24 protein-coding genes are annotated in these 22554 nt (G+C 56.3%); 7 read left to right on the top strand and 17 right to left on the bottom strand.

Annotation, left to right across the window (positions count from 1 at the left end; translation table 11 throughout):
• The 6 genes from BEN30_RS01605 to BEN30_RS01580 all read left to right on the top strand — a co-directional run.
• A partial coding sequence (locus tag BEN30_RS01605; protein WP_139134793.1) for a MotA/TolQ/ExbB proton channel family protein occupies positions 1-479 on the top strand: 479 nt, incomplete at its 5' end.
• 84 nt (positions 480-563) lie between these two features.
• A complete protein-coding gene (locus BEN30_RS01600; RefSeq protein ID WP_069956586.1) occupies positions 564-1478 on the top strand; it encodes a flagellar motor protein MotB in 915 nt (304 codons plus the stop codon).
• A gap of 72 nt (positions 1479-1550) precedes the next feature.
• Positions 1551-2300, top strand: a complete 750-nt coding sequence (locus BEN30_RS01595; RefSeq protein WP_069956585.1) for an arginyltransferase — start codon at positions 1551-1553, stop codon at positions 2298-2300.
• 205 nt (positions 2301-2505) lie between these two features.
• A complete protein-coding gene (locus BEN30_RS01590; protein ID WP_069956584.1) occupies positions 2506-3645 on the top strand; it encodes a TRAP transporter substrate-binding protein in 1140 nt (379 codons plus the stop codon).
• A 110-nt stretch (positions 3646-3755) separates the two neighbouring features.
• On the top strand, positions 3756-4298 hold the full coding sequence (locus BEN30_RS01585) for a TRAP transporter small permease subunit (protein WP_069956583.1): 543 nt from the start codon (positions 3756-3758) through the stop codon (positions 4296-4298).
• Positions 4298-5899 (top strand): TRAP transporter large permease, encoded by a 1602-nt coding sequence (locus tag BEN30_RS01580; protein WP_069956582.1) that lies wholly within the window; start codon positions 4298-4300, stop codon positions 5897-5899. Before BEN30_RS01585 ends, BEN30_RS01580 begins: the two co-directional genes overlap by 1 nt.
• Positions 5900-5908: 9 nt before the next feature.
• On the opposite strand, the gene BEN30_RS01575 is transcribed toward BEN30_RS01580, so the two are convergent.
• The 5 genes from BEN30_RS01575 to recO form a co-directional block, all read right to left on the bottom strand.
• Positions 5909-6406 carry a DUF6314 family protein gene (locus BEN30_RS01575; protein WP_084004900.1) on the bottom strand — a complete coding sequence of 166 codons (498 nt, stop codon included), beginning with the start codon at positions 6404-6406 and terminating at the stop codon, positions 5909-5911.
• Complete coding sequence (locus BEN30_RS01570) at positions 6403-7038, bottom strand: biotin transporter BioY (RefSeq protein ID WP_069956581.1); 636 nt, start codon at positions 7036-7038, stop codon at positions 6403-6405. The genes BEN30_RS01575 and BEN30_RS01570 overlap by 4 nt, the downstream gene beginning before the upstream one ends.
• 83 nt (positions 7039-7121) lie before the next feature.
• A complete protein-coding gene (gene parC / locus BEN30_RS01565) occupies positions 7122-9365 on the bottom strand; it encodes a DNA topoisomerase IV subunit A (RefSeq protein WP_069956580.1) in 2244 nt (747 codons plus the stop codon).
• A 61-nt stretch (positions 9366-9426) separates the two neighbouring features.
• Positions 9427-10434, bottom strand: a complete 1008-nt coding sequence (locus BEN30_RS01560) for a M23 family metallopeptidase (protein WP_084004899.1) — start codon at positions 10432-10434, stop codon at positions 9427-9429.
• Complete coding sequence (gene recO / locus BEN30_RS01555) at positions 10431-11189, bottom strand: DNA repair protein RecO (protein ID WP_069956595.1); 759 nt, start codon at positions 11187-11189, stop codon at positions 10431-10433. Before recO ends, BEN30_RS01560 begins: the two co-directional genes overlap by 4 nt.
• Positions 11190-11306: 117 nt before the next feature.
• Here recO and BEN30_RS01550 point away from each other — a divergent pair, with 117 nt between their 5' ends.
• Positions 11307-12491, top strand: a complete 1185-nt coding sequence (locus BEN30_RS01550) for a pyridoxal-phosphate-dependent aminotransferase family protein (protein WP_069956579.1) — start codon at positions 11307-11309, stop codon at positions 12489-12491.
• A 51-nt stretch (positions 12492-12542) separates the two neighbouring features.
• On the opposite strand, the gene BEN30_RS01545 is transcribed toward BEN30_RS01550, so the two are convergent.
• The 12 genes from BEN30_RS01545 to folK all read right to left on the bottom strand — a co-directional run bounded on the left by BEN30_RS01545 (position 12543) and on the right by folK (position 22507).
• Entirely contained in the window at positions 12543-13370 is an 828-nt protein-coding gene (locus tag BEN30_RS01545) for a DUF4349 domain-containing protein (RefSeq protein WP_069956578.1), read from the bottom strand.
• 70 nt (positions 13371-13440) lie between these two features.
• Positions 13441-14358, bottom strand: coding sequence for a GTPase Era (gene era / locus BEN30_RS01540; RefSeq protein ID WP_069956577.1), 918 nt, complete (start codon positions 14356-14358; stop codon positions 13441-13443).
• The gene (gene rnc, locus BEN30_RS01535; RefSeq protein ID WP_069956576.1) at positions 14355-15047 is read right to left on the bottom strand and encodes a ribonuclease III; all 693 of its coding nucleotides are present in this window, start codon (positions 15045-15047) and stop codon (positions 14355-14357) included. Before rnc ends, era begins: the two co-directional genes overlap by 4 nt.
• Positions 15048-15051: 4 nt before the next feature.
• On the bottom strand, positions 15052-15825 hold the full coding sequence (gene lepB / locus BEN30_RS01530) for a signal peptidase I (protein WP_069956575.1): 774 nt from the start codon (positions 15823-15825) through the stop codon (positions 15052-15054).
• Positions 15826-15846: 21 nt separating this feature from the next.
• Positions 15847-16254, bottom strand: coding sequence for a holo-ACP synthase (acpS, locus tag BEN30_RS01525; protein ID WP_069956574.1), 408 nt, complete (start codon positions 16252-16254; stop codon positions 15847-15849).
• Entirely contained in the window at positions 16251-17003 is a 753-nt protein-coding gene (locus BEN30_RS01520; protein ID WP_069956573.1) for a pyridoxine 5'-phosphate synthase, read from the bottom strand. The genes acpS and BEN30_RS01520 overlap by 4 nt, the downstream gene beginning before the upstream one ends.
• A 1-nt stretch (position 17004) precedes the next feature.
• Positions 17005-17607 carry a DUF2062 domain-containing protein gene (locus BEN30_RS01515; protein ID WP_069956572.1) on the bottom strand — a complete coding sequence of 201 codons (603 nt, stop codon included), beginning with the start codon at positions 17605-17607 and terminating at the stop codon, positions 17005-17007.
• Positions 17608-17667: 60 nt separating this feature from the next.
• Complete coding sequence (locus BEN30_RS01510; RefSeq protein ID WP_069956571.1) at positions 17668-18444, bottom strand: methyltransferase; 777 nt, start codon at positions 18442-18444, stop codon at positions 17668-17670.
• Positions 18441-19094: an alpha/beta fold hydrolase gene (locus BEN30_RS01505; protein WP_069956570.1), complete on the bottom strand. Its 654-nt coding sequence runs from the start codon at positions 19092-19094 to the stop codon at positions 18441-18443. The genes BEN30_RS01510 and BEN30_RS01505 overlap by 4 nt, the downstream gene beginning before the upstream one ends.
• Positions 19095-19108: 14 nt before the next feature.
• Positions 19109-21286, bottom strand: coding sequence for a RelA/SpoT family protein (locus BEN30_RS01500; protein WP_069956594.1), 2178 nt, complete (start codon positions 21284-21286; stop codon positions 19109-19111).
• Between the two features lie 111 nt (positions 21287-21397).
• A complete protein-coding gene (gene rpoZ, locus BEN30_RS01495; RefSeq protein ID WP_069956569.1) occupies positions 21398-21823 on the bottom strand; it encodes a DNA-directed RNA polymerase subunit omega in 426 nt (141 codons plus the stop codon).
• A gap of 141 nt (positions 21824-21964) precedes the next feature.
• Positions 21965-22507, bottom strand: coding sequence for a 2-amino-4-hydroxy-6-hydroxymethyldihydropteridine diphosphokinase (gene folK / locus BEN30_RS01490; protein WP_069956568.1), 543 nt, complete (start codon positions 22505-22507; stop codon positions 21965-21967).
• Between the last annotated feature and the right edge of the window lie 47 nt (positions 22508-22554).

Below are 22554 nucleotides of genomic sequence, written 5' to 3'. Positions count from 1 at the left end.
ATTTGCGCATGTTGACCCTGGGCACCTCCAACTCGCATGAAGTTGAAAACATCATGGACATCGAGTTGGAAAGCCATCATGAGTCTGATCATGCCATTCACGCTGCCATGAACGCACTGGCGGATGGCCTGCCCGCATTGGGTATTGTGGCCGCCGTGTTGGGTATTATTCACACCATGGGCTCGATCACCGAACCGCCGGAAATTCTCGGTCACCTGATCGGTGCAGCCTTGGTCGGTACGTTTAGTGGTATTTTGTTTTCCTATGGGTTCGTCGGCCCAATGGCGGCATCCATGGGTGCCACCATGAATGAAGAAGCCAGTTATTTCACCTGCATCAAGGCTGGCATCATCGCCCATATGCAGGGCTATGCCCCGCAGGTTTCGATTGAATTTTCCCGTAAGACCATCCCGGCGCACCTGCGTCCCAGCTTCAAAGATCTTGAAGATTCATTGCAAAATGTCGGCAAGGCTGAATAATGTCGGCTTTGCCCTTTGGGGCCGCTCACGTCTGTAGTGCACATTTGGGGGACGCCGTCCCGCTGACCGGAGACGCCTAACGGCATGGACCAGCAACCGATCATCATCAAAAAAATAAAAAAAGGCGGTGGCGGCCATCATGGTGGCGCGTGGAAAATCGCCTATGCGGATTTCGTCACCGCGATGATGGCGTTCTTTTTGCTGTTGTGGCTGTTGAATGCGGTTTCCCAAGAACAGCTGGAAGGCATCGCGGATTATTTTGCCCCAACCGTCAGTTCGACCTCGCAAAGTGGTTCCGGACAAATTTTGGGCGGCACCACGGTGGCCGTCGATGGGGCTTTGGAAGACACTGTCAGTCGCCCCACGGTGACCATGGACTTACCGCCTCCTTCTGCCGGTTCGGGTGGCGAGGCCATGCAAGACAAGCCCATCGAAGCCGAAGTGGACGCCCAGGAAACCAAAGCCAAAGCGGAACAAGACCAGTTCGACAAGGCTGAAAAGGACCTGAAAGACAAGCTGGAAACCCTGCCCGAATTCCAGCAGATGGCAGAAAGCCTGATGATCGACAACACCCCGGAAGGCATGCGCATCCAGCTCATCGACCGAGATGGCTTATCGATGTTTCCGTCAGGTGGCGCGAGTATGTACGAGCACACCGAACGGGTGTTGGGCTTGGTCGCCGAAATCATCAAAAAAATGCCTCAAGACATCGCCATCAGCGGCCATACGGACGCCGTTCCTATGGGCGGCGGCAATCAAAGCTACACCAACTGGGAACTGTCTGCCGACCGCGCCAATTCAGCACGCCGCGCCCTGCTGAAATTGGGCGTTCCCGAATCCCGAATGGCCCGCATTGTCGGCAAAGCGGCGACGGACCCCTTGATTCCAGAAGATCCCAGTGACGCCAAGAACCGTCGCCTGTCGATCATTTTGCTGCGCGGCACCGGCGAACCTGCGCCCCCGCCCGGTCCGCCCCCAAGCATCATCAACGGCGAATGACCTTCATATGAAGGATTGCTCAATGTCTCTTTGTCTGTTCTCATAGAAACAATCAGATTTTGGACACGCTCGATGCGCTACGACACGGCCTCTAAAACCCATTTCTTTTTCACCACCACGCCTTTGCCGTGCCCGTATTTGGCCGACCGCATTGAACGCAGGATGGTGACCGAACTGATGGGACCGGAGGCCAAGGCCTTGAATGACAAACTGTCATTGGCCGGTTTTAGGCGCAGCCATACCATCGCTTATGCCCCTGTGTGCGATGGCTGTTCCGCCTGTGTCTCTGTGCGCGTGCCGGTGCGTGACTTCGTCCCCAGCCGCACGCAACGGCGTATTCAGACGCGCAATGCCGACCTGGAGGTGGGCGAGCGCGCCGCCGTGGCATCGCGCGAACAATATGATTTGTTCAAAGCCTACATCGACACCCGTCACGGCGACGGCGATATGGCGCTTATGGGCCATTCCGATTACCGTGCCTTGGTCGAAGAAACCCCTGTACATTCCAACCTGGTCGAATTCAGAAGCGAAAGCGGTGAACTGCTGGCCGGGTGTCTCGTTGACCGTCTGGCTGATGGCCTAAGCGCGGTTTACAGCTTTTTCTCAACAACGGACCCAAGCCGCAGCTTGGGGACGTTTGTGGTCTTGTGGCTGATTGAACGCGCGCGTGAATTGGACCTGGATTACGTCTATCTGGGTTATTGGGTTCAAGGCAGCCCGAAGATGGATTACAAGCGCAATTTCCGCCCCTTGGAAGCTTATACACCAGACGGATGGAAACGCTTGGGCACCCCGCTGCATCGCAAATCATCCGAGACGTAAGGCCCCTATTACATTTGCCCCTTAATACATTTGAAGGTCTCCCTGCGGGACCGGCAACAAATGTTCAAATAGACATTGCGAAACATTCGCTAACCAAGATAGTCTTTTTTGGGATGCCAACCTATCTGAAGGGTCGGGTCCGCATCAAAAGAATCAGCACTTTTACCCCCAAGTTACAAGCCCTGTCCGGGAGGATTCATTGAATATGAAACGTCGTGATTTTGTTAAAGGCGCGGCCCTGGCCGCTGGTGCAGCCGCGTTGACGGCATGCGGCAAAGAAGAACAAGCCGCAGCCCCCAAAGAGGTCGCACCCGCCGCCCCCGCGCTTTCCAAACAGCTGCGTCAATTGAAGATGGTCACCACCTGGCCGAAAGGCTTTCCCGGCGTGGGCACCGGTGCGCAACGCCTGGCGGATTCCATCAGCGCAATGACCGAAGGTCGTATCTCGGTGAAGCTTTACGGCGGCGGCGAACTGGTCCCGGCACTGGAATCCTTCAACGCCGTGTCCAGCGGCACCGCCGACATGTACCACGGCGCGGAATATTACTGGCAGGGCAACTCCAAGGCTTTCAACTTTTTCACCACCGTGCCGTTCGGCCTGACCGCGACGGAAATGGACGCCTGGCTTTATTACGGCGGCGGCCAAGACCTGTGGGATGAACTGGCGGCGGGTTTCAACGTCAAAGCGTTCGCCGCGGGCAACACCGGGGTGCAGATGGGCGGTTGGTTCAACAAGGAAATCAACACCGTCGAAGATTACAAGGGCCTGAAAATGCGGATGCCGGGCCTGGGCGGTGAAGTGATCCGTCAGCTCGGCGGGCAATCCATCACCACGCCCGCCAGCGAAATTTTCTCCGCCCTGCAATCGGGTGCCATCGACGCCACCGAATGGGTCGGACCGTGGAACGATCTGGCCATGGGCTTTTATAAGGTCGCCAAATATTACTACTACCCAGGCTTTCACGAACCGGGCTCGACGCTGAGCTGCGGCATCAACACCACCGTGTGGAATAGCTTCAGCGCCCAAGACCAAGCCATTGTGGCGTTCGCTTGCGCCGCCGAAAACAACCGCATGCTGGCCGAGTTCAACGCCAACAACGGCGGTGCCCTGAAAACTTTGGTCGAAGAACATGGCGTGCAATTGCGCCGCCAGTCGGACGATATCCTCAAAGCCTTGGGCGAAGCGTCGGGCGTCGTGTTGGCGGAGGTCGCGTCTTCGGACCCCATGACCCGGAAAATTTACGACAGTTTCATGAGCTTCCGCAAGCAAGCCCTGGATTGGACGTCCAAGTCCGAAATGGCTTTCACCGCCGCCCGCGCACTCGATTACACGTACGGCGGATAACCGGGACCAGGGATCAATTTGGGACGGCGGCGATTGCGCCGTCCCTTTTTTAACTCAAGACCGAATTTGAATTCAGTCTCCCTCGCGGGGGGCCAAGCAAGCAGGCAATCATGAGGTTCCTCGAACAGCTGTACCTTGCCATAGACCGTTTTAACAACCGGCTTGGGCGCATCGTATCGTGGACCGCCATCATCATGGTGTTGGTGCAGTTCCTGATTGTGGTGATGCGCTATATCTTCAACTTTGGTTCTCAATCGATGCAGGATTCAGTCATCTATCTGCATTCGATCTTGTTTTTGCTGGGGGCGAGTTACACGCTGCTGCACGAAGGTCATGTACGGGTCGATATTTTTTATCGCGAACATTCCCAGTTCGCCAAAGCGATGGTCGATGCCATTGGGGCACTGGTGCTATTGCTGCCGGTGTGCATATTCATTTGGTGGTGGTCCTGGCCCTATGTCGTGCAATCCTGGGCAACTCATGAAACATCGCTCCAAACCAGTGGGCTCCCCTTTGTCTATATTCTGAAAACGCTGATTCTCGCATTCGCCTCATTGATGGCTGTGCAAGGGGTATCTATGTTTTTGCGCTCCCTGCTGACGCTGACCGGGCATAACACCCGGCAGGCTCGCGAAGACGGGGCGCACGTCTGATGGACCTGATTCCACTCAACGAAATCCTCGCCGTGGTGATGTTCTTCACCGTTTGTCTGGTGCTGCTGGGCGGTTTTCCGGTGGCTTTTTCCCTGGCGGGAACGGGCTTGGCGTTTGCCGTCATCGGTTGGTCGTTCGACGTTTTTACCTTTTCAGATTTCGGCGCCATCCCGTCGCGCATTTACGGCACCGCCATGGACAACAGCATTTTGGTCGCCGTACCGATGTTCGTGTTCATGGGCGTGATGCTGGAACGCTCCAAAGTGGCGGAAGAACTGCTTGACGCCATGGGCATGCTGTTCGGCTCGTTGCGCGGCGGGTTGGGCATCTCCGTCGCCGTCGTGGGGGCGCTGTTGGCGGCCAGCACCGGGATTGTCGGGGCCACCGTGGTCACCATGGGCTTATTGAGCCTGCCCACCATGCTCAAGCGGGGCTATTCGCCGTCTTTGTCGTGCGGGTCCATTTGTGCGGCGGGCACCTTGGGACAAATCATCCCGCCCTCCATCGTGTTGGTGCTGTTGGGCGATCAAATCTCAAACGCCTATCAAGATGCCCAACGCGCCATCGGCAACTGGTCGCCGACCCCCGTGTCGGTGGGCGATTTGTTTGCCGGCGCGCTGCTGCCGGGCCTGATGCTGGTCGGCCTGTACATCGGCTATCAAATTCTCATGGCGTGGTTGAAGCCGGAAAGCTCCCCCGCCATTCCCCAAGAAGAACTCAACGTCGACGGGCTGTTAAAGCGCATCCTTCACGCCATGGTGCCGCCGATTGTGCTGATCGTTGCCGTTCTGGGCTCGATCCTGAGTGGTGCTGCGACACCAACGGAGGCGGCCAGTGTGGGCGCAGTCGGTTCACTGATGTTGGCAGGAATACGCTTAAACGAAGGACGAGGCCGCGCCATTATCATCGGCGGCATTGCCCTGATCATCATGCTCATCCTGGCCAACGTTTTCGATCTACGCATGAACCTTGACCACATTGATCCCGTGAATATGGCGGCGATCGTCGTTGCGTTGGGCTGCTCCATTTTGCTTATGTGGGGGCTGGCAACAAGCCTAAAGCGCGTGCTGGAAACCAAGCTGGATGGCAGCAGCGATCCCATTTTGTTCGAAGTCATGCGCACGACCATGGAAATTTCCGCCATGGTGTTTGTCATTTTAATTGGTGCTGGGGTGTTCTCGTTGGTGTTTCGCGGACTGGGCGGCGACGATCTGGTTCATACTATGCTGGCCGATTTACCGGGTGGCAAGTGGGGCGCCATCTTTGTGGTGATGGTGGTGATGTTCTTTTTGGGCTTCATCCTCGATTTTATCGAAATCACCTTTGTCGTGGTGCCCATTGTCGCCCCGGTGTTGTTGCGCATGGACATCGATCCGGTGTGGCTGGGCATCATGATGGCGATGAACCTGCAAACGTCGTTCCTCACCCCGCCGTTTGGTTTTGCGCTGTTTTACCTGCGCGGCGTGGCCCCCGATTCCGTCACCACCGGCGACATCTATCGCGGCGTCATGCCGTATGTCGCCATTCAGGTGATCGGTTTGGGACTTTTGGTGCTGTTCCCGGCCTTGGCGACGTGGTTGCCATCGGTTATTTTCGGCTAAAAGCCCAGCTTAATTGGCGGTAACGCGCAAATAGCGGGTTGTGATGACTTGCGATTTTCTGGGGCCGATGATCCGCCACACCGACAGCCACATCCGCGGTTCCACCACTCGATAGACTCCGTGATAGGTATCGTCGCCGCACTGATGCTCGACCCGCACCATGCCCTTGGTCAAATCAAGGACGTGAAAAAAGCGCCCGTCTGAAAAGCGCACTTCCGCCATAGAAGGCGCGATAAATTTATAAAGATATTTGCGCTCGGTCGAGACCACGATCTCGCCCATGGTCAATTCCCCCTCTTCTTCGTAATTGAGGGTATTGCCGTTGGCGTAAAACTGGGCGACGCCGATGCAGTCACCCTCTTGACCCAACAACGTGTCGTGAACTTTACGCTCAAACTGCCACGTGCCTTCCAGGAAGCCGTAAAGATCTTCAACATTTAAAGGTGCGCCTTGTGTCGAGCGCCCCATATCGATACCGCGGTCTCCCCGGCCCTGATTGTCGCTCATGCGGATGGCCTTTTTTCACCAAGGCTATCTTGGCTGCGCTTGCCCATCACCTGCCACGCCAGCGGCAAAATCACCATGGCAAGACCAAGCTTGATGACATCGCCCAAAATAAACGGCGTAAAGCCCCATTCAAAGATCGGTTTGTCCCAGCCGAACAGTACCCCCAGCCAGATCAGGCCCGGTATATATATGAGGGCATTGCCCACCAGCATCGCCAATGCGGTGCCCAAAAACGTCCGGTCCCAACCTTGTTGCGCCAACCACCCGACCGCCATCGCCGCCAGGGTATAGCCCAACAAATAGCCGCCAGTGCTGCCCATCATATACGCAAGGCCGATGCCTTTTTCCGGCGTGCCGGCAAAAACCGGCAAACCGATGGCGCCTTCGATCATGTACAACATCAACGTCGCCCCGGCCAAGCGCCAGCCATAGGCCATGCCCAAGGTCAAAATCGCCAACGTACCAAAGGTCATAGGCACAGGGAACAAAGGGACCTGAATCTTGGCCGACAAGGCCAGCAACAAAGACCCCACCATCGCCAACGCGGCCCCGCGCAATACGCTATTGGAGCGCCCTGTGGTCGGCCACAAGGTGTCGATCAAGGTCGTGTAGGGAAGCGTTGCGTGTGTCACAGTGGGGTAACTCCAAGAAAAACCTAACGAAGACAGCGCGCAATTATGAAGCAAAGGGCCTTTGGCCTCAAGACGCCATCAAATTACGCAAACTTATTCGACGTTGGAAAACCGCGCGGTGCCAAGGCCCCCGCACCGGCCCGTTTGCCTTGCCAGCGCAACAAATCCGTTTCCGTTCGCCAACCACTTCCAAATGGGAACGAAAGCCCCTCAGTCAAGGTAAATGCCTTGGCATCGCGCAACACCGCCCCGCCGCCTTTTTTGTAACGCTGCAAAATCACCCCTTTGCCGCGGGTTATTTCGGGAAGCTCGGCAATGGGGAAAATGACGATTTTTCGGTTTGAACCGATGACCGCAATGCTGTCGGCCCCTTCGGGCACAATCGTGCACGACGTCGCCTCGGCCCCAGGACTGACGTTCAGCACCACTTTGCCGTTTTTAGTCTGCGCCAAAACGTCGTCTTCGGGCACGATAAAGCCGTGTGCACTGTCTGACGCCACCAACAACTTGCGCCCCGTCACATGGACCAGCATTTCGGTGATGTCGGCGTCATTGGGCAAGTCGATCATCAGGCGCAGGGGCTCGCCATGGCCGCGTCCGCCCGGCAACTTATCGCAGCCGAGCGTGTAAAAGCGTCCGTTGGTGGCGAAAATCAAGATTTTATCGGTGGTTTGGGCGGCAAGGGTGTAACGTTCTTTGTCGCCCTCTTTGTACTTGATGTCCTTGACTTGTTCGTCGCTCAAATGACCCTTGATGGCCCTGATCCAGCCCTTTTGCGAACACACGACCGTAATCGGTTCGCGTTCGATCATGGCTTCCAACGGCACGATCACGGCGGTCGGCGCGTCACCGACCACCGTGCGACGTTTGCCGATTTCAGTTTTCTGGCCAAATTTTTCTTTGATCTCGTTGATTTGCCCCGCAATCGACTTCCAGCGCAGCTCTTCATCGTTCAACAACGTATTCAAGGCGGTTTGCTCCACCACCAAAGCGTCGTTTTCGGTGCGAATTTCCATTTCTTCCAATTTGCGCAATTGCCGCAAGCGCATGTTCAAAATGGCTTCGGCCTGCACGTCGGAAAGCTTGAAGGTCGCCATCATCACCTGTTTGGCGTTGTCTTCTTCGCGGATGATGCGGATCACTTCGTCCAGGTTCAGATACGCAACCAGCATACCGCCGAGAATTTCCAAGCGGCGCTCAATTTGCCCCAAACGGAAATTGGACCCGCGTACCAGGACCACCATGCGGTGTTCCAAGAATGCGGCCAAGACTTCGCGCAAGTTCATCACGCGCGGCGTGTTATAGGCATCCAGCACATTCATGTTCAGCGAAAAACGACTTTCCAACTCGGTCATGCGAAACATCTGTTCCATCAACATGGCCGCTTCGACCTTGCCGGTGCGCGGTTCCAAGACGACGCGAATGTCCTCGGCACTTTCGTCGCGCACGTCGGTCAAAATCGGCAGCCGTTTGTCGTTGATGAGTTCGGCGATCTTTTCGATCAACTTGGACTTTTGCACCTGGTAGGGAATTTCGGTGATGACGATCTGATAGGTGCCGCGCCCTAAGTCTTCGACTTCCCATTTGGCGCGCACGCGAAAGCCACCGCGTCCGGTTTTGTAGGCCTCGACAATGGCGTCACGATTTTCCACCAATTCGCCACCGGTGGGAAAATCGGGGCCGGGCACGAATTCAACCAGCTTGTCGATGGTGGCGTTTGGAAACTTGATCAAGTGTTTGAGCGCATCGCACAGCTCCCCCACATTGTGGGGCGGAATGCTGGTTGCCATACCCACCGCAATCCCTGCCGCGCCATTGGCCAGCAAGTTGGGGAAGTTCGACGGCAACACGATGGGTTCACTTTCTTCGCCGTCGTAGGTGGGGCGAAAATCGACCGTATCCTGGTCGATACCGTCCAACAAAGCCATGGCGACTTCGGTCATGCGCGCTTCGGTGTAGCGCATAGCGGCGGCATTATCGCCGTCAATGTTACCGAAGTTGCCTTGTCCATCTACTAGGGGGTAACGAACCGCGAATTCCTGCGACATTCTAACCATGGCGTCGTAAATCGACGCATCGCCGTGAGGGTGATATTTACCCATAACGTCACCGACCACGCGGGCGCATTTCTTGAAACCGGACTTGGGGTCCAGCTTCAACTGCTGCATGGCAAACAGCAAGCGGCGATGCACCGGCTTCAAGCCATCGCGCACATCGGGCAGCGAGCGCGACATGATGGTCGACATGGCATAGGACAGATAACGCTCTGACAGCGCATCGGCTAAACGGGTATCGCGAATTTCCCCTTCCGGGGCGGGTTCTGACATGGATTTAGGCTCACTTTATCGAATCGGTTCTGAGAACGAATTATACCTGACAATCCCGGTGTCAGCGCACTTCGATCTGGCGTGTGGACAAAAAGGTCTGCTCGCCCCGTATGAGGCGCACATCGCCCCGATAGGTTCCGCTGGGCCAAGCCACCTGTTTGAGGCGCAACCCACTGAAGGCCCAATAATAAGCTTTTTTAGCGTCGATCTTAAGCCTCTGGTCATGAATTCTGGTGCCACTCGGATCAGTGATGGTGAACTCAAGAAGATCCCCGGCCTGGACCCGAAACAGTTCCGCCCACACCACCAGCGCGGGCGCGGTTTTGGGCAGATCAAGGCTGTTCAGCGCCCCAGCCTTGATGGCCGCACGGTCGGGTTTACCCGGCGCAAAGCCCACGTGATAGATGGCTGTAGGCTGGTAAGGCAGCGCGTCCAAGGTCTTTCGGTCCCACAAAGGGGCTTCACCAACGCCGCAGGCGGCTTTGCGTTCCAGACCTGCGAAGGGATCAAGCACGGTTTTGCCCTGCTCCACCTGAAAATGCAGATGGGGGAACTGGGTTTGACCGGACAGCCCCACCAAGCCCAGTTGTTGCCCTTGGACCACGTGCCCCCCCGCAGTCACTTGAACGCTGCCCCTGCGCAGGTGACAGTATTGGGTGGTGATGCCGCCTGCGTGCTCGATGCGCACACCGTTGCCGCATTCTTTGCTTTGAACGGAACTGGCCTGGGTGTGGTCATAAAAAACGTCAACTTCGCCATCGCGAACGCCAAGCACCCGCCCCGCTGCCGCCGCCCGCACCGCCACGCCGGCCTTGACCGCCGCCATATCACGCACCGCGAAGTCCGTACCCTTGTGATGGGCTCCCGGTTCGGCGTCGTAACTGGCATCGCCGCAGGTGTAATCCAAGACCCCTTTGCCGAGTTTTAAGTCCACATAATTGGGAATCCAGCAGCTTTCCCCCAGCACACAGTCCAGCGGCAGGGTTAAGCCCCCCACTTCAAGCGCGCGGGCGCTTTGCGCAAAGAGCACAACCACCATCACCCAAAAGACATAAAAAATGCGCATCATCTAGGCCTTTCCTTATGATTTAACAGGCGTTCTATCAGCCTCGACCGGGCTTGGGGCATTTGCCGTTGATGAGGGGCAAAAACGTGGCGGTCGAGAAAATAACCGCTCAGCTTAAGGCCCTTGAGAACCTCTTCAACGCTCTCTGCCACGCCGCCGTCGCCCTGCACAAAGGCCGGCAATGCCAGCAATTGCGCTTCATAGGGACGGCCAGCTTCGCGCGACACCGCACGGGCCGATTTGGGCGACACCCACACCAAATCGTCGCTGACGCCTGTGGCCGCGCAGTATTTCAAGTCCAAGCGAAAGCCCAGTTCTTGCAGCAAACCCAGTTCCCACTTGACGTAAAGGCTGCCCCAGCTTTTCAAGTCGGGGCCAATGTCGGCGTGCTCCAGCGCGTCCAAAAATGCCCCCAGCACTTCAAACAGCGCCGGATGCGGTTCACGTTCGGGCAACGCCGCCGCGCACATGGACAGGGCCGCCGACAAGCCCGCCAAGCGATCGGGGCTGTTCATCAGCTCTGCGGCGTGCGCGTGCACGGTTTCCAGTTGGAAATTGCCCAAGTGCTCGGTCAGTCTGGCCCGCCAGGTGGCGTGGACGCGGTTGCCGGGCTCCAAGGTGGCGCGTTTGCGTTTGGCGAAACCGCCTTTGATCAAGCCCGCATGGGCGCCGCGCTCACGGGTCAGCAGCGTCACGATGGCCGACGTTTCGCCGTGACGTTTTGCCGTTAACACTATGGCGTCATCTTGCCAATCCATGAAGCGCATTGTACGCACTGGATCGTTGACAGGAAGTCAAGATGTTGAAAAAGAATGCCAGAAGCCTTACTTAAACATTCACCCTCCCCGCCTACCTCTCTTTGGGATCTCAGACACATGACCGTTTCCTCCTTCCATCCCCCGAGCCGTGTGCTCATGGGCCCCGGCCCTTCCGACATCCATTCGCGGGTTTTGCAAGCCCTTGGCCGTCCCGTGATCGGCCACTTGGACCCCGAATTCATTATGATGATGGATGAAATCAAGGGCTTGCTGCATTACGCCTTTCAAACCACCAACCAGATGACCTTGCCCATCAGCGCGCCGGGTTCAGCGGGCATGGAATGCGCTTTTGTCAATCTTGTGGAACCGGGCGACAACGTGATTGTGTGCGTCAACGGCGTGTTCGGCGGGCGCATGGTCGAAAATGTCGAACGCTGTGGGGCGACGGCCATCAAAGTCGTTGACGACTGGGGCACGCCCATTGACTTGAACAAGCTGGAAGACGCGCTGAAAGCCAATCCGGGCGTGAAGGCCGTTGCGTTTGTGCACGCCGAAACCTCGACCGGGGTGCAATCGGACGCCGCTGCGATTTCCGCCTTGGCGCAAAAATTTGATGCACTGACGATCATGGATGCGGTGACATCGTTGGCGGGCACGCCGGTATTGGTGGATGAGTGGAAAATCGATGCCTGTTATTCGGGCACGCAAAAGTGTTTGAGCTGCGTGCCGGGCCTGTCGCCCGTGACCTTCAGCGAGCGCGCCCTGGAAACCATTCGCGGACGCAATCACAAGGTTCAAAGCTGGTTTTTGGACTTAAATCTGATCATGGGGTATTGGAGCAGCGAAGGGGCAACCCGCTCTTACCACCACACCGCGCCTGTGAACACGCTTTATGCGCTGCACGAAAGCTTGGTAATGTTGAAGGAAGAAGGCCTGGAAAACGCCTGGAAACGCCACGCCAAAAACCACTTGGCCTTAAAAGCGGGCTTGGAAGCGTTGGGGCTGACCTTGTTGGTGGAAGAAGGCTACCGCTTGCCGCAGTTGAACGCGGTCAAGATTCCCGGCGGCGTTGACGAAGCCTTGGTGCGACGGCGCATGCTGGCGGATTTCGGCATCGAAATCGGTGCCGGTCTGGGCGCCTTGGCAGGCAAAGTGTGGCGCATCGGCTTGATGGGGCAAAGTTCCAGCCCCCGCCATGTCACCTTGGTGTTGTCGGCGCTGGAAGGCACCTTGACCGACATGGGCGCGAACACCGGAAATGGCGGTGCGGCCCAAGCGGCACAGAAGGTTTTGCTGGCGTAATCTCAGTGGGCAGCCCGAGATGTTTGCATCTCGGGCTGGACCTAAAAAGACCTAACGAAAACGACGGCGAATACCCAACACGACAAGACCAATCAACAGCGCGGCAGGCAACCACCTAGCCAGCCATACGGCTGTATAGCGCACGGCGGTAATGAAGGTGTTCGCCATGTCCGAGAACAAGCCTTTCAAGGGTGCGAAGTTGACGTCCCCAGCCTTTGGCGGCTGGACCGTGTAGGAAATGAAAAAGCTAACATTATCCGTAACTTTTTCGATTCCCTTACGATCTTGGGTGAGGCGTTCAATGTCCGTTTCGACGCGCATCAGTTCGCGTTCCACCTGTAACAAATCCGCCACCTTGTCGGACTTTTGATCGGCCAAGCCGTACAGCCGTTTGCGCATGTATTCCAAACGTTCCAAACGCACTTTGACGTCTTGGTAGTTGTCTTCGCGGTTTTGCGCTGTTTCGTTAAACGACGTTATGACCCGGTTGGGCGCGCCCACCAAGTGGTCGTGAAATTTGGCGGCGTTGGCTTGGGGGACAAAAGCGTTGAGCGAACCATTGGGCGCGTCGAATTGATCAGACGTGTTCACCGCCGTCACCACACAGCCCAACTGCAAACACACATCGCGGTCTGCCTGCAAAGCCTCGCTAACCGTGCCCTCGGTGATTTCGATGGCATAATTGCGCCCAATTTCCATGCGCGGGCCGTCTTGGTAGGCTACCGCCTTATTGCGCGCCATCGGGGCGTCGGCCATCAGCGTCATTTGCGGACGAGGACCTTGGGCATAAGAAGCGGATTCTTGATTTTGCGGTGTGTCGTCACACCCGCTCAACGCCAAACCGGCTGCAAGAACAGCAATATAAACGACATGCTTCATAACCCATCCTCTTCGTGAACCGTTGATTTGAGGTATCTGAACGCATCTTTAAGGCGAAATGATGAAGGCCTTAAGCGTCGAAGTCCAAGCCCCAATCGCGATAGCGTTCGGGATCGTCGCCCCACTTTTCCCGCACTTTGACAAATAAGAACAAGTGCACACGACGATCCAGGATTTCTTCCAAGTCTTTACGTGAATCGGCACCCAGTTGTTTGATCATTTGGCCGTTTTTGCCCAAAATGATGGATTTTTGACTGTCGCGCTCGACAAAGATGACCTGTTCGATTTTGACCGAGCCATTGTCGAATTCTTCCCAGGTTTCCGTTTCCACGGTGGTCGAATACGGCAATTCCTGGCGCAGTTGCAAATAGAGCTTTTCGCGGGTGATTTCCGCCGCCAACAACCGCTCCGTCATGTCTGAGACTTGGTCTTCGGGGAAATGCCATGGGCCTTCGGGGATTTGTCCGGCCAAAAACGTCACCAAATCATCCACGCCGGAACCGTCCAGGGCGGAAATCATAAAAATTTCGTCGAACGGGCCATCTTTGAGCCGAGAGGTCAGCTCCAACAACTTGGGCTTGGCGACCTTATCGACCTTGTTCAACACCAAGTGGGCGCGTTTGTGTTCCACCTTCATGCGCTCGATGATTTTGGCGGTGTTGCTATCGATGCCTTTGTCGGCATCAACCAACAGCAAGGATATATCTGCATCCCCCGCTCCGCCCCAGGCGGCGGCGACCATGGCGCGGTCCAACCGGCGGCGCGGCTCAAAAATACCCGGCGTATCGATGAACACCAACTGGGCGCGCCCTTGAAGGGCAATCCCCATGACCCGTGCGCGGGTGGTTTGCACCTTGGGCGAAACGATCGACACCTTGGTGCCGACGATGCGGTTCACCAAAGTGGATTTGCCCGCGTTGGGCGCGCCGAGCACGGCGATGAAGCCGCAACGGTCCTCGGAACCCGTTTTTGTGGCGTCTTCGCTCATTGTGTCTTCTCCAATTGGGCCAGCAGTTCGGCTGCGGCCTCTTGTTCTGCATTGCGTCGGCTTGAGCCCTCGCCATCGGCAACGCCAAAATCCTTGACCATCACCCGGATGGTGAAGGTCGGCGCATGGTCGGGGCCGGTGCGGTTCACGATGGTGTATTGCGGCAAACCCAATGCGCGGGCCTGGGCCCATTCCTGCAAGGCTGTTTTGGCATCTTTGGGCGGTTCGATGTCTTCACCGATCAGCGCATCCCAGTGTTTTTGCACAAACGCCCCGGCAATGTCGAGCCCGCCATCCAGGTACAAGGCCCCCAAAACCGCCTCCATGGTATCAGAAGCCACCGACGCATGGCTGCGCGCCAGGGTTTCGGCATCGACCGTTTGAGTCTGGGCAAAATCGACCAAATTGATGTCATCGGCGATGCGGGTCAAGGCCTCACGGGAAGTCAGACCGGCAAAGCGACGCGCCAATTCGCCCTCTTCTTCGCTGGGAAACTGCGCATACAAAGTCTCGGCGATCACCAGCCCCAGCACCCGGTCGCCCAAAAACTCCAACCGTTCGTTGGATTTGGTGCGCTGTTCGGTGGTGGACGCGTGGCGCAAGGCCTGCTCAAGCAAATCTTCGTCGGTAAAGCTGTGGCCCAAGATGTCTTGCAAGGCCTCAAGGGTCGATTTGGCTGTGGCTGCCATTCGGTCAGTTCACCCCCGTAAAGAAACGCTCAAAGCGCACCGACCACGGCCACGTCCAAACTTTCCAAAACGATCCATCGATGGAAAAGAACAACATTTCGGCGCGACCGACCAGGTTTTCCTTCGGAATGAAGCCAACGTCCATCAAAAAGCGTGAATCCCGTGAATTGTCCCGGTTGTCGCCCATGGCGAAAAAGTGATCTTCCGGCACCGTATAAACTTGGGTGTTGTCTTGCGGGAAGCTGTCCGAAATTTCAATGACGGGATGGGTGATCCCATTGGGCAGGGTTTCGGTGTAAAGAACCGTATTGATGAAATTGCCTTGGGTGGTTTGGTAGACGTAATTGTCGACCCGTTCGCGTTTCACCGCGACGCCGTTAATGTGCAATATTCCGCCGCGCACCTGGATGGTGTCACCGGGCAGGCCAATGATGCGCTTGATGTAATCGGTTTTGCCGTCGGTGGGCAGCTTGAACACCATCACGTCGCCGCGCTTGGGCGCTTCATACAAAATTCGACCCGGAATCAATGGCAGACTGAACGGCAACGCATGTTTGGAATAGCCATACGACGACTTGGACACGAACAAATAATCGCCCACCAACAGCGTGGGGATCATGGACCCCGATGGAATGGAAAACGGCTCAAAGGCAAAGGTACGCACCAAAAGGGCAATGGCGACGGCAAAACCGATGGTTTTCATCGTGTCCCACAAGCCTTCGCCCTCAACGGGTTTGCCACTGAGCAGGTCTTCTACGTCTAAAGGGTTATCGGTCATAAAAAGTCCGTTGTTTCTTGATTAGGCCCGTTTAGGCTGGGCTGAAATGACGACCATGGCGTGGGCCATGGGATACTCATCCGTCAAAGAAATGTCAATTTTCGCCTCAAAATCATCCGGCGTAAGGGTTTGTAGCCTTTCCAGGGCCCCGTTGGAAAGGGCCATGATGGGCTGACCGCTGGGCAAATTGTCGACTTTCAAGTCGCGCCAGAACACGCCATCCCTAAATCCGGTACCCAAAGCCTTGGCGCAGGCCTCTTTTGCGGCATAAAACATAGCATAACGATTGGCAGCCGATGCCCCGCGTTTTTGCGCTTTTTGAATTTCCAAGGGCGTGTAGATGCGATCCGTAAAGCGATCGCCAAAGCGCGTCAGGGTCTGCTCAATGCGTCGAATGTCGCAAAGATCGGTGCCAACGCCCAAAATCATCCACGCCCCCTCGCCTCATCCATCAAGCGACGCATTTCCCGGATCGAGGCCTCAAAGCCGACAAAAATAGCTTCGCCGACCAAAAAATGGCCGATGTTGAGTTCTTTGATGGACGCAATGGCGGCAATCGGCTTGACCGTATCATAATTGAGGCCGTGACCCGCATGGCATTCCAGCCCCAAGTCCTGAGCGTGTTGAGCGGCACGCCGGATGCGCGCCAGCTCTACGTCTTGCGCACTCCCTAACAAGTCGCAGTACGCCCCCGTGTGAAGCTCCACCACGGGCGCCCCCAGCGCCTTGGCGGCGTCCAGGGCCGCCACGTCAGGTTCGATGAACAACGAGACCCGGACGCCCACGTTGGTGAGCTTGGTGATAAAGGGTTTGAGCTTGTCAAAGCCGCCCATCACATCCAAACCGCCTTCGGTGGTGCGTTCTTCACGTTTTTCCGGAACGATGCACGCCGCGTGCGGTTTATGACGCAGCGCAATGGCCAGCATTTCTTCGGTGGCCGCCATTTCCAGGTTCAACGGCAAATCGATTTCGTCGCACAGGCGCAAAATGTCGGTGTCGGTGATGTGGCGACGGTCTTCGCGCAAATGCGCGGTGATGCCGTCTGCCCCCGCCGCCGCCGCCATATGGGCTGCGCGCAAAGGGTCAGGATAAACGCCGCCACGGGCATTGCGAATGGTGGCGACGTGATCGATGTTAATGCCCAATCTGAGATCAGGCTGCAAATCTGGGGAGGTCATGTCAGCTTTTGTCCTGTGTCACGGGAGGAATTTTGATGTGCTTGCGTGTTCGCCTGTGGTGACGGATGGCTTGATACTTGGAAATCATGGGGCGCAACGTCACATAAAACAAGATCCACACCAAAATCGACACCGGCACCGCGCCCACCAACATCGGCACCAAAATGGGGCCAGAGGTTTCGGCTAAGAATTCAAAGTCCAAGCGGTGAAAGGCCTGCATGCTTTCGGTGAGCACGTCGAGAAAATCGACATGCTTCGCGTCTGCGTCGTCAATGCGCATAATCCAACTGCCGACGTTAAACACGCCGATCCAAATGAACGGAAACGTCCATGGATTGCCCACCGCCGTACCGATGGCGCTGGCCAACACATTGGCGCGCAGCAACAGCGCCAACAGCGCCGATAAAATAAAATGAAGGCCGATAAACGGGGTGAACGAAATCGCCGCGCCGCACGCAAAACCGGCGGCCAACGAATAGGCCGAACCGGGAATGCGCGCCACCCGGTGAAATACATAACGGGTCGAACGATGCCATCCTGCGCTCGGCCAGAAAAACTGGCGAACCCGGCTCAACACAGAAAGCTTTTGACGACGCAAGAACATTCTAGGCTTTTCCCATATCTGAACCGCACTGGAAAGCATTTTTGTGGGAAAAATAACACGTTACAGTTTGATGTCGCTCTTGGTAAACAGGCCAAATAGTATGTGGTAACTGTCGGTGAAATCCGCACCCAAGTGCGCGGACATGCGACGGAAGTCTTTTGCTCCAAGCGGCTGATGGTCCGGGCTCGGTGTGTGGGCCCCAATGTCTTTAAGCGCGCGGGCAAACGCCAAGGCATCTTCATAGCGCTTGGGCAGCATCCATTCGGTGACTTCGCCACGTCCCGTTTTGGGCCACATCCGGGCCAAATCGGTGGGCGCAACAAAACCACTGATGCCCGCACGCAGGCCCAATTCGGTATGGGTTGCCCGCCAATTGGCAAAGGTTTTGTCCCCCAAAGTGGAAAACACCAATCGGCCCCCAGGGCTTAAGTGCAAGGCGAGCCGCTCCAGGGCCGCCTGCAAATCGCCAAACCATTGTACCGCCAGACTGCTGACGATCAAATCAAACGTTTCACCTTGCAAGTCCAAATGCTCGCCATCGAGGCAGGCAAACCGAGCGCGTGGATCATCGTGGGCACTTTGACACATCGCCAGCATATCGGGGGCAATGTCGGTGATGAAAAACGTCCCGCCCTCAATTCCAGCCAGCAATCGACGCGTCAGCGCCCCTGTACCACAGCCAATTTCAAGCACCTGTATATTTTTATTAATGTTATTGTTTAGAACAATAGCGGCAACATGCGAGGCCACATGATCTTGGGTCTGGGCGCTCTGATCATACGTTTGGGCGGAGCGGGAAAAGGCCTCGGCAATGCGCGCCTTATGGGCTTTGCTCATGCGCGGTGGTCTTTCAAAAAGACATCAATGTGATCCGCACACCACTGGGTATCGGTGTGCGCCAGCACATGCCCGCCGCCCGCCTTCATCACCAACTGATGATCGGCGAACGTCTGCTGGCTCATGGGGGCGGACACCAGCGCATCCGCATCACCCGCCAAGGCCAGCACAGGGACGTCACAAGCCGCCAAGGCGGCACGCTCGTCTATGTCCATCAAATCAGCCAAGCTGGCGCCCAAGGGCTCAATTTCGAGCCCTTGGGCTTGGGGATCGGAGACACCGCACAGCGTCATAAAATCCCGATAAACGGTTTTGGGGTTCTTTTCGAAACCAACCTGCATGCGGCGCAAAATGCGCGGGTCCTGGCCAAAGGGAAAGTCTGCGGCTTTGGTAAAACGGGCAAAACCGTTGATCGACACCAATGCCGACAAGGGCCCAAGTCTACTATGGCGCAGCAACCACGCGACACCCAAGGAATGACCAATGGCAACGGTGGGACGGTCGTCTGCGGGTATATCCAAATTGGCATGGCCGAAAAAGCCCAGATCGACGCAAAAACTGTCGACATCCCCACTTAAGGCATCTTTTAGCGGCGTCCAAAAGGACGCATCAAAGCCCCAGCCGTGAACAAAGACAATGCGCAAAGTCATCCAGGTTTGGTCCGTTATCCGCGCGCACGTTCGATGGAATTGATTTCCGGCGTGGCGCGCAAAGCCGCGATGATCTCGCTCAAATGTTTGACGTCGCGGACTTCGACATCCACCAGCATGTCATAAAAATCCGTCGACCGAGATACGATCTTCAAGTTGGAAATATTGGCTTTGCCCCGCGCCACCACGGTGGACAGTGCCCCCAAGGCACCCGGCACGTTCAACAGCGTCAAATGCAAGCGGCTGACATGGTTGTCGTTCTCTTGCTCTTCCGATTGTTCCCACGACACGTCGATCCAGCGCTCGGTCTGGTCTTCGTACTGGTGCAGGCCTTCACAGTCGATGGTGTGGATGGTGACGCCCTTGCCGGTGGTGATGATTCCAACAATCCGATCACCCGGCAAAGGATGGCAACAGCCCGCGTAGTGCACAGCCATACCGGGGATGAGGCCCCGAATGGGAATGCCGGCGTAGCCGCCTTTTTTCTTGGCCCGATTGGCCCGTGCTCTGCCGATGGGCACGATTTTACTGAGCTTGTGGGCCATGCTTTCTTTTTTGGTGCCGGGGTATACGGCGCCCAAAACATCGCGCGCGGTGATATGGCCCATGCCGACCTGGGCGATCAAGTCATCCACGGTGTCCTTTTGGAAGATCTTCAAGACCCCTTTGAGGGCCTTTTCCGTCATCGGGTATTCGGCTTCCAGGAACGCGCGTTCCAGCATGGCACTGCCCAGCGCGACGTATTGATCGCGTTCTTTCGCGCGCACATAGCGCCGAATGCGGGCGCGCGCCTTGCCGGTGACCACAAAATTTTCCCACGTCGGCGACGGCGTGTGGGTCTTTGACGTCACGATATCGACTTGATCGCCGTTTTTCAGCCGCGTGCGCAACGGCATCATGCGGCCATTGATTTTGACCCCCACGGTGCGGTCGCCCACTTCGGTGTGCACGGCGTAGGCGAAATCCACCGGGGTGGCGTCTTGGGGCAAGTTGATCAGATCGCCCTTGGGCGTAAAGCAAAACACTTGGTCTTGGAACATCTCCAACTTGGTGTGTTCCAAGAACTCTTCGGGTTCCGCAGCCGTTTCCAGAATTTCCAACAATTCGCGCAGCCAACGGTATTGCTTGCCATCGGTGGGTTTGCCGCTGACACCATTTTCAGATTTATAGCGCCAATGCGCCGCGACACCGTTTTCCGCCACATCGTGCATACTGCGGGTGCGAATTTGGATTTCAATGCGGTGCTTTTCCGGGCCGATGATGCCCGTGTGCAAAGATTGATAGCCATTGGGCTTGGGCACGGAGATGTAATCTTTAAAGCGCCCCGGAACCACCCGATAGGCGTTGTGGATGACGCCCAAGGCCTTGTAACAGTCTTCGATGTTATCGACGCCAATGCGAAACGCCATGATGTCGGACATGGCTTCAAACGGCACGTCTTTGTGCTGCATCTTGCGCCAAATGGAATACGGGGTTTTTTCCCGCCCCGTAACTTCGGCGTTGAGGCCATTTTCCTGCAGGGTTTTGGACAGCTCTTCAATGATGCTGGGGACCAGGGTTTTGCCTTCGTCGCGCAAATAATCCAGGCGCTTCAACACACTGTCGCGCGCTTCTGCATTGATTTCGCCGAACGCCAAGTCGTCCAGTTCGTTTTTCATTTCCTGCATGCCGATGCGTTCGGCCAGAGGCGAAAAAATCTCCATGGTCTCGGTGGCGATGCGCTTGCGTTTCTCGGGGTTTTTGATGAAATGCAGCGTGCGCATGTTGTGCAGACGATCCGCCAGCTTGACCAGCAAAACCCGAATGTCTTCGGACATGGCCAACAACAGCTTGCGGAAGTTTTCCGCTTGCTTGGAATGATCCGATTGCAATTCGATCTGGGTCAACTTGGTGACGCCGTCCACCAGCTTGGCGATTTCCACGCCAAACATTTTTTCCAGCTCTTCGTTGGTGGCGAAGGTGTCTTCGACCACATCGTGCAAAAGCGCCGTGGCGATGGTGGCGGTATCGAGCCGGTAGCCCGTTAAGATGCCCGCAACCTCAAGGGGGTGCGAGAAATACGGGTCCCCAGAGGCCCTGAGCTGCGAGCCATGCGCTTTCATGGCATAGACGTAGGCGCGGTTGATCAAGTCCTCGTTGGCGGACGGATCGTATGATTTGATAATTTCGACAAGTTCGAACTGACGAATCACGCAAAAGCCCTCCACTCACCAAGAGCAAAGGGCTTTGCAGGTATGTCTTTTAAGGCCGTATACCCAAGAGGACGGCACGCTTTAAGGTTACGTTGAGCGTGCCGGATCATATTAATCCTCCTCGATTTCAGCCCCTTCCATCATGGCTTCAGCTTCAGCCATGGCGCTTTCGACGTCTTCGGCGGCGACGTCGTGAACGGTCAGTTCATCTTCCAGAACTTCGTCGTCTTCGTTGGCCGTAAAGATTTCACCGGACACGTCTTGCTGCAACGCGCGCATGTCCATTTCTTCTTCCATGGGCTCATCGCTTTCAACATAACGCTGCAAGCTTTTCACCAAGGTTTCTTGAAGAACGTCGTAATCAACCGTTTCATCGGCGATTTCACGCAGGGCAACGACAGGATTTTTATCGTTGTCGCGATCCATCGTCAGTTCCGCACCGGCGGAAATGTCGCGCGCACGCTGCGCGGCGGTCATCACCAGTTCAAAGCGGTTGGGAATTTTTGTAACGCAATCTTCGACCGTAACGCGGGCCATGAGGCAAGCACTCCAATGCAAGGGTGTGAATCACAAGGGTGTGAATCTGGCGATTATATATGGGGTTGGCCGGGAAATGGCAACATTTAACGAAATAATATTACCCGATTTTTCAAACTTTTTCAGGCATTGGGGCTAAACCTAGTCCCAATCCTCATCAAAATCGCTGTCTTCGGGGGTATGAGGATCTTCGAGAGGGCGGGCAATCTGTTCGCTGGACAAGGCCGCGATCAACGCGTCCAGGGACTGTAAAGTCGTCGGATGCGACCAGCCCGGCACCAAATCACGCAACGGCAACAACACAAACGCGCGTTCATGCAGGCGTGGATGAGGCACGCAAAACGGGTCAGAGTCGGTGCTGACGAAGTCGTCATAAGCCAGCAAATCCAAGTCCAGCACCCGCGGAGCATTTTTTTCACCGCGCACCCGACCGAAATCGGCTTCAATGGCATGCAACACGGCCAACAGCGCGGGCGCGTCCAGACGCGTTTCGACAATGCACGCCCCGTTGACGTACCAAGGCTGATCGCTCATCGGCACCGGGGCGCTTTCAAACCAGCGTGAACGGCGCAAAACCTTTACCTCAGGCCGCTCCGCCAGGGCCATCACAGCGGCTTCGACGGTCGCAACGGGGCTGCCAAAACGTTCCGATGGCAAGTTTGCCCCGATCCCAATCAAAATCATCCTAAAATGCCTTGCACGCTTACCTCACCAAGCCTACCTATAAGCCA

Source organism: Magnetovibrio blakemorei, from assembly GCF_001746755.1.
In the GTDB taxonomy this organism is placed as follows: domain Bacteria; phylum Pseudomonadota; class Alphaproteobacteria; order Rhodospirillales; family Magnetovibrionaceae; genus Magnetovibrio; species Magnetovibrio blakemorei.
Note: the sequence above shows the minus strand (reverse complement) of the source record. Positions and strands in the feature narration are given on the sequence as shown.

Excerpts from the sequence above, each read along its gene's own strand:
- BEN30_RS01600 (WP_069956586.1), top strand. The coding sequence starts at position 564 with ATGGACCAGCAACCGATCATCATCAAAAAAATAAAAAAAGGCGGTGGC.
- BEN30_RS01595 (WP_069956585.1), top strand. The coding sequence starts at position 1,551 with ATGCGCTACGACACGGCCTCTAAAACCCATTTCTTTTTCACCACCACG.
- BEN30_RS01590 (WP_069956584.1), top strand. The coding sequence starts at position 2,506 with ATGAAACGTCGTGATTTTGTTAAAGGCGCGGCCCTGGCCGCTGGTGCA.
- BEN30_RS01585 (WP_069956583.1), top strand. The coding sequence starts at position 3,756 with ATGAGGTTCCTCGAACAGCTGTACCTTGCCATAGACCGTTTTAACAAC.
- BEN30_RS01580 (WP_069956582.1), top strand. The coding sequence starts at position 4,298 with ATGGACCTGATTCCACTCAACGAAATCCTCGCCGTGGTGATGTTCTTC.
- BEN30_RS01575 (WP_084004900.1), bottom strand. The coding sequence starts at position 6,406 with ATGAGCGACAATCAGGGCCGGGGAGACCGCGGTATCGATATGGGGCGC.
- parC (WP_069956580.1), bottom strand. The coding sequence starts at position 9,365 with ATGTCAGAACCCGCCCCGGAAGGGGAAATTCGCGATACCCGTTTAGCC.
- BEN30_RS01560 (WP_084004899.1), bottom strand. The coding sequence starts at position 10,434 with ATGATGCGCATTTTTTATGTCTTTTGGGTGATGGTGGTTGTGCTCTTT.
- recO (WP_069956595.1), bottom strand. The coding sequence starts at position 11,189 with ATGGATTGGCAAGATGACGCCATAGTGTTAACGGCAAAACGTCACGGC.
- BEN30_RS01550 (WP_069956579.1), top strand. The coding sequence starts at position 11,307 with ATGACCGTTTCCTCCTTCCATCCCCCGAGCCGTGTGCTCATGGGCCCC.
- BEN30_RS01545 (WP_069956578.1), bottom strand. The coding sequence starts at position 13,370 with ATGAAGCATGTCGTTTATATTGCTGTTCTTGCAGCCGGTTTGGCGTTG.
- era (WP_069956577.1), bottom strand. The coding sequence starts at position 14,358 with ATGAGCGAAGACGCCACAAAAACGGGTTCCGAGGACCGTTGCGGCTTC.
- rnc (WP_069956576.1), bottom strand. The coding sequence starts at position 15,047 with ATGGCAGCCACAGCCAAATCGACCCTTGAGGCCTTGCAAGACATCTTG.
- lepB (WP_069956575.1), bottom strand. The coding sequence starts at position 15,825 with ATGACCGATAACCCTTTAGACGTAGAAGACCTGCTCAGTGGCAAACCC.
- acpS (WP_069956574.1), bottom strand. The coding sequence starts at position 16,254 with ATGATTTTGGGCGTTGGCACCGATCTTTGCGACATTCGACGCATTGAG.
- BEN30_RS01520 (WP_069956573.1), bottom strand. The coding sequence starts at position 17,003 with ATGACCTCCCCAGATTTGCAGCCTGATCTCAGATTGGGCATTAACATC.
- BEN30_RS01515 (WP_069956572.1), bottom strand. The coding sequence starts at position 17,607 with ATGTTCTTGCGTCGTCAAAAGCTTTCTGTGTTGAGCCGGGTTCGCCAG.
- BEN30_RS01510 (WP_069956571.1), bottom strand. The coding sequence starts at position 18,444 with ATGAGCAAAGCCCATAAGGCGCGCATTGCCGAGGCCTTTTCCCGCTCC.
- BEN30_RS01505 (WP_069956570.1), bottom strand. The coding sequence starts at position 19,094 with ATGACTTTGCGCATTGTCTTTGTTCACGGCTGGGGCTTTGATGCGTCC.
- rpoZ (WP_069956569.1), bottom strand. The coding sequence starts at position 21,823 with ATGGCCCGCGTTACGGTCGAAGATTGCGTTACAAAAATTCCCAACCGC.
- folK (WP_069956568.1), bottom strand. The coding sequence starts at position 22,507 with ATGATTTTGATTGGGATCGGGGCAAACTTGCCATCGGAACGTTTTGGC.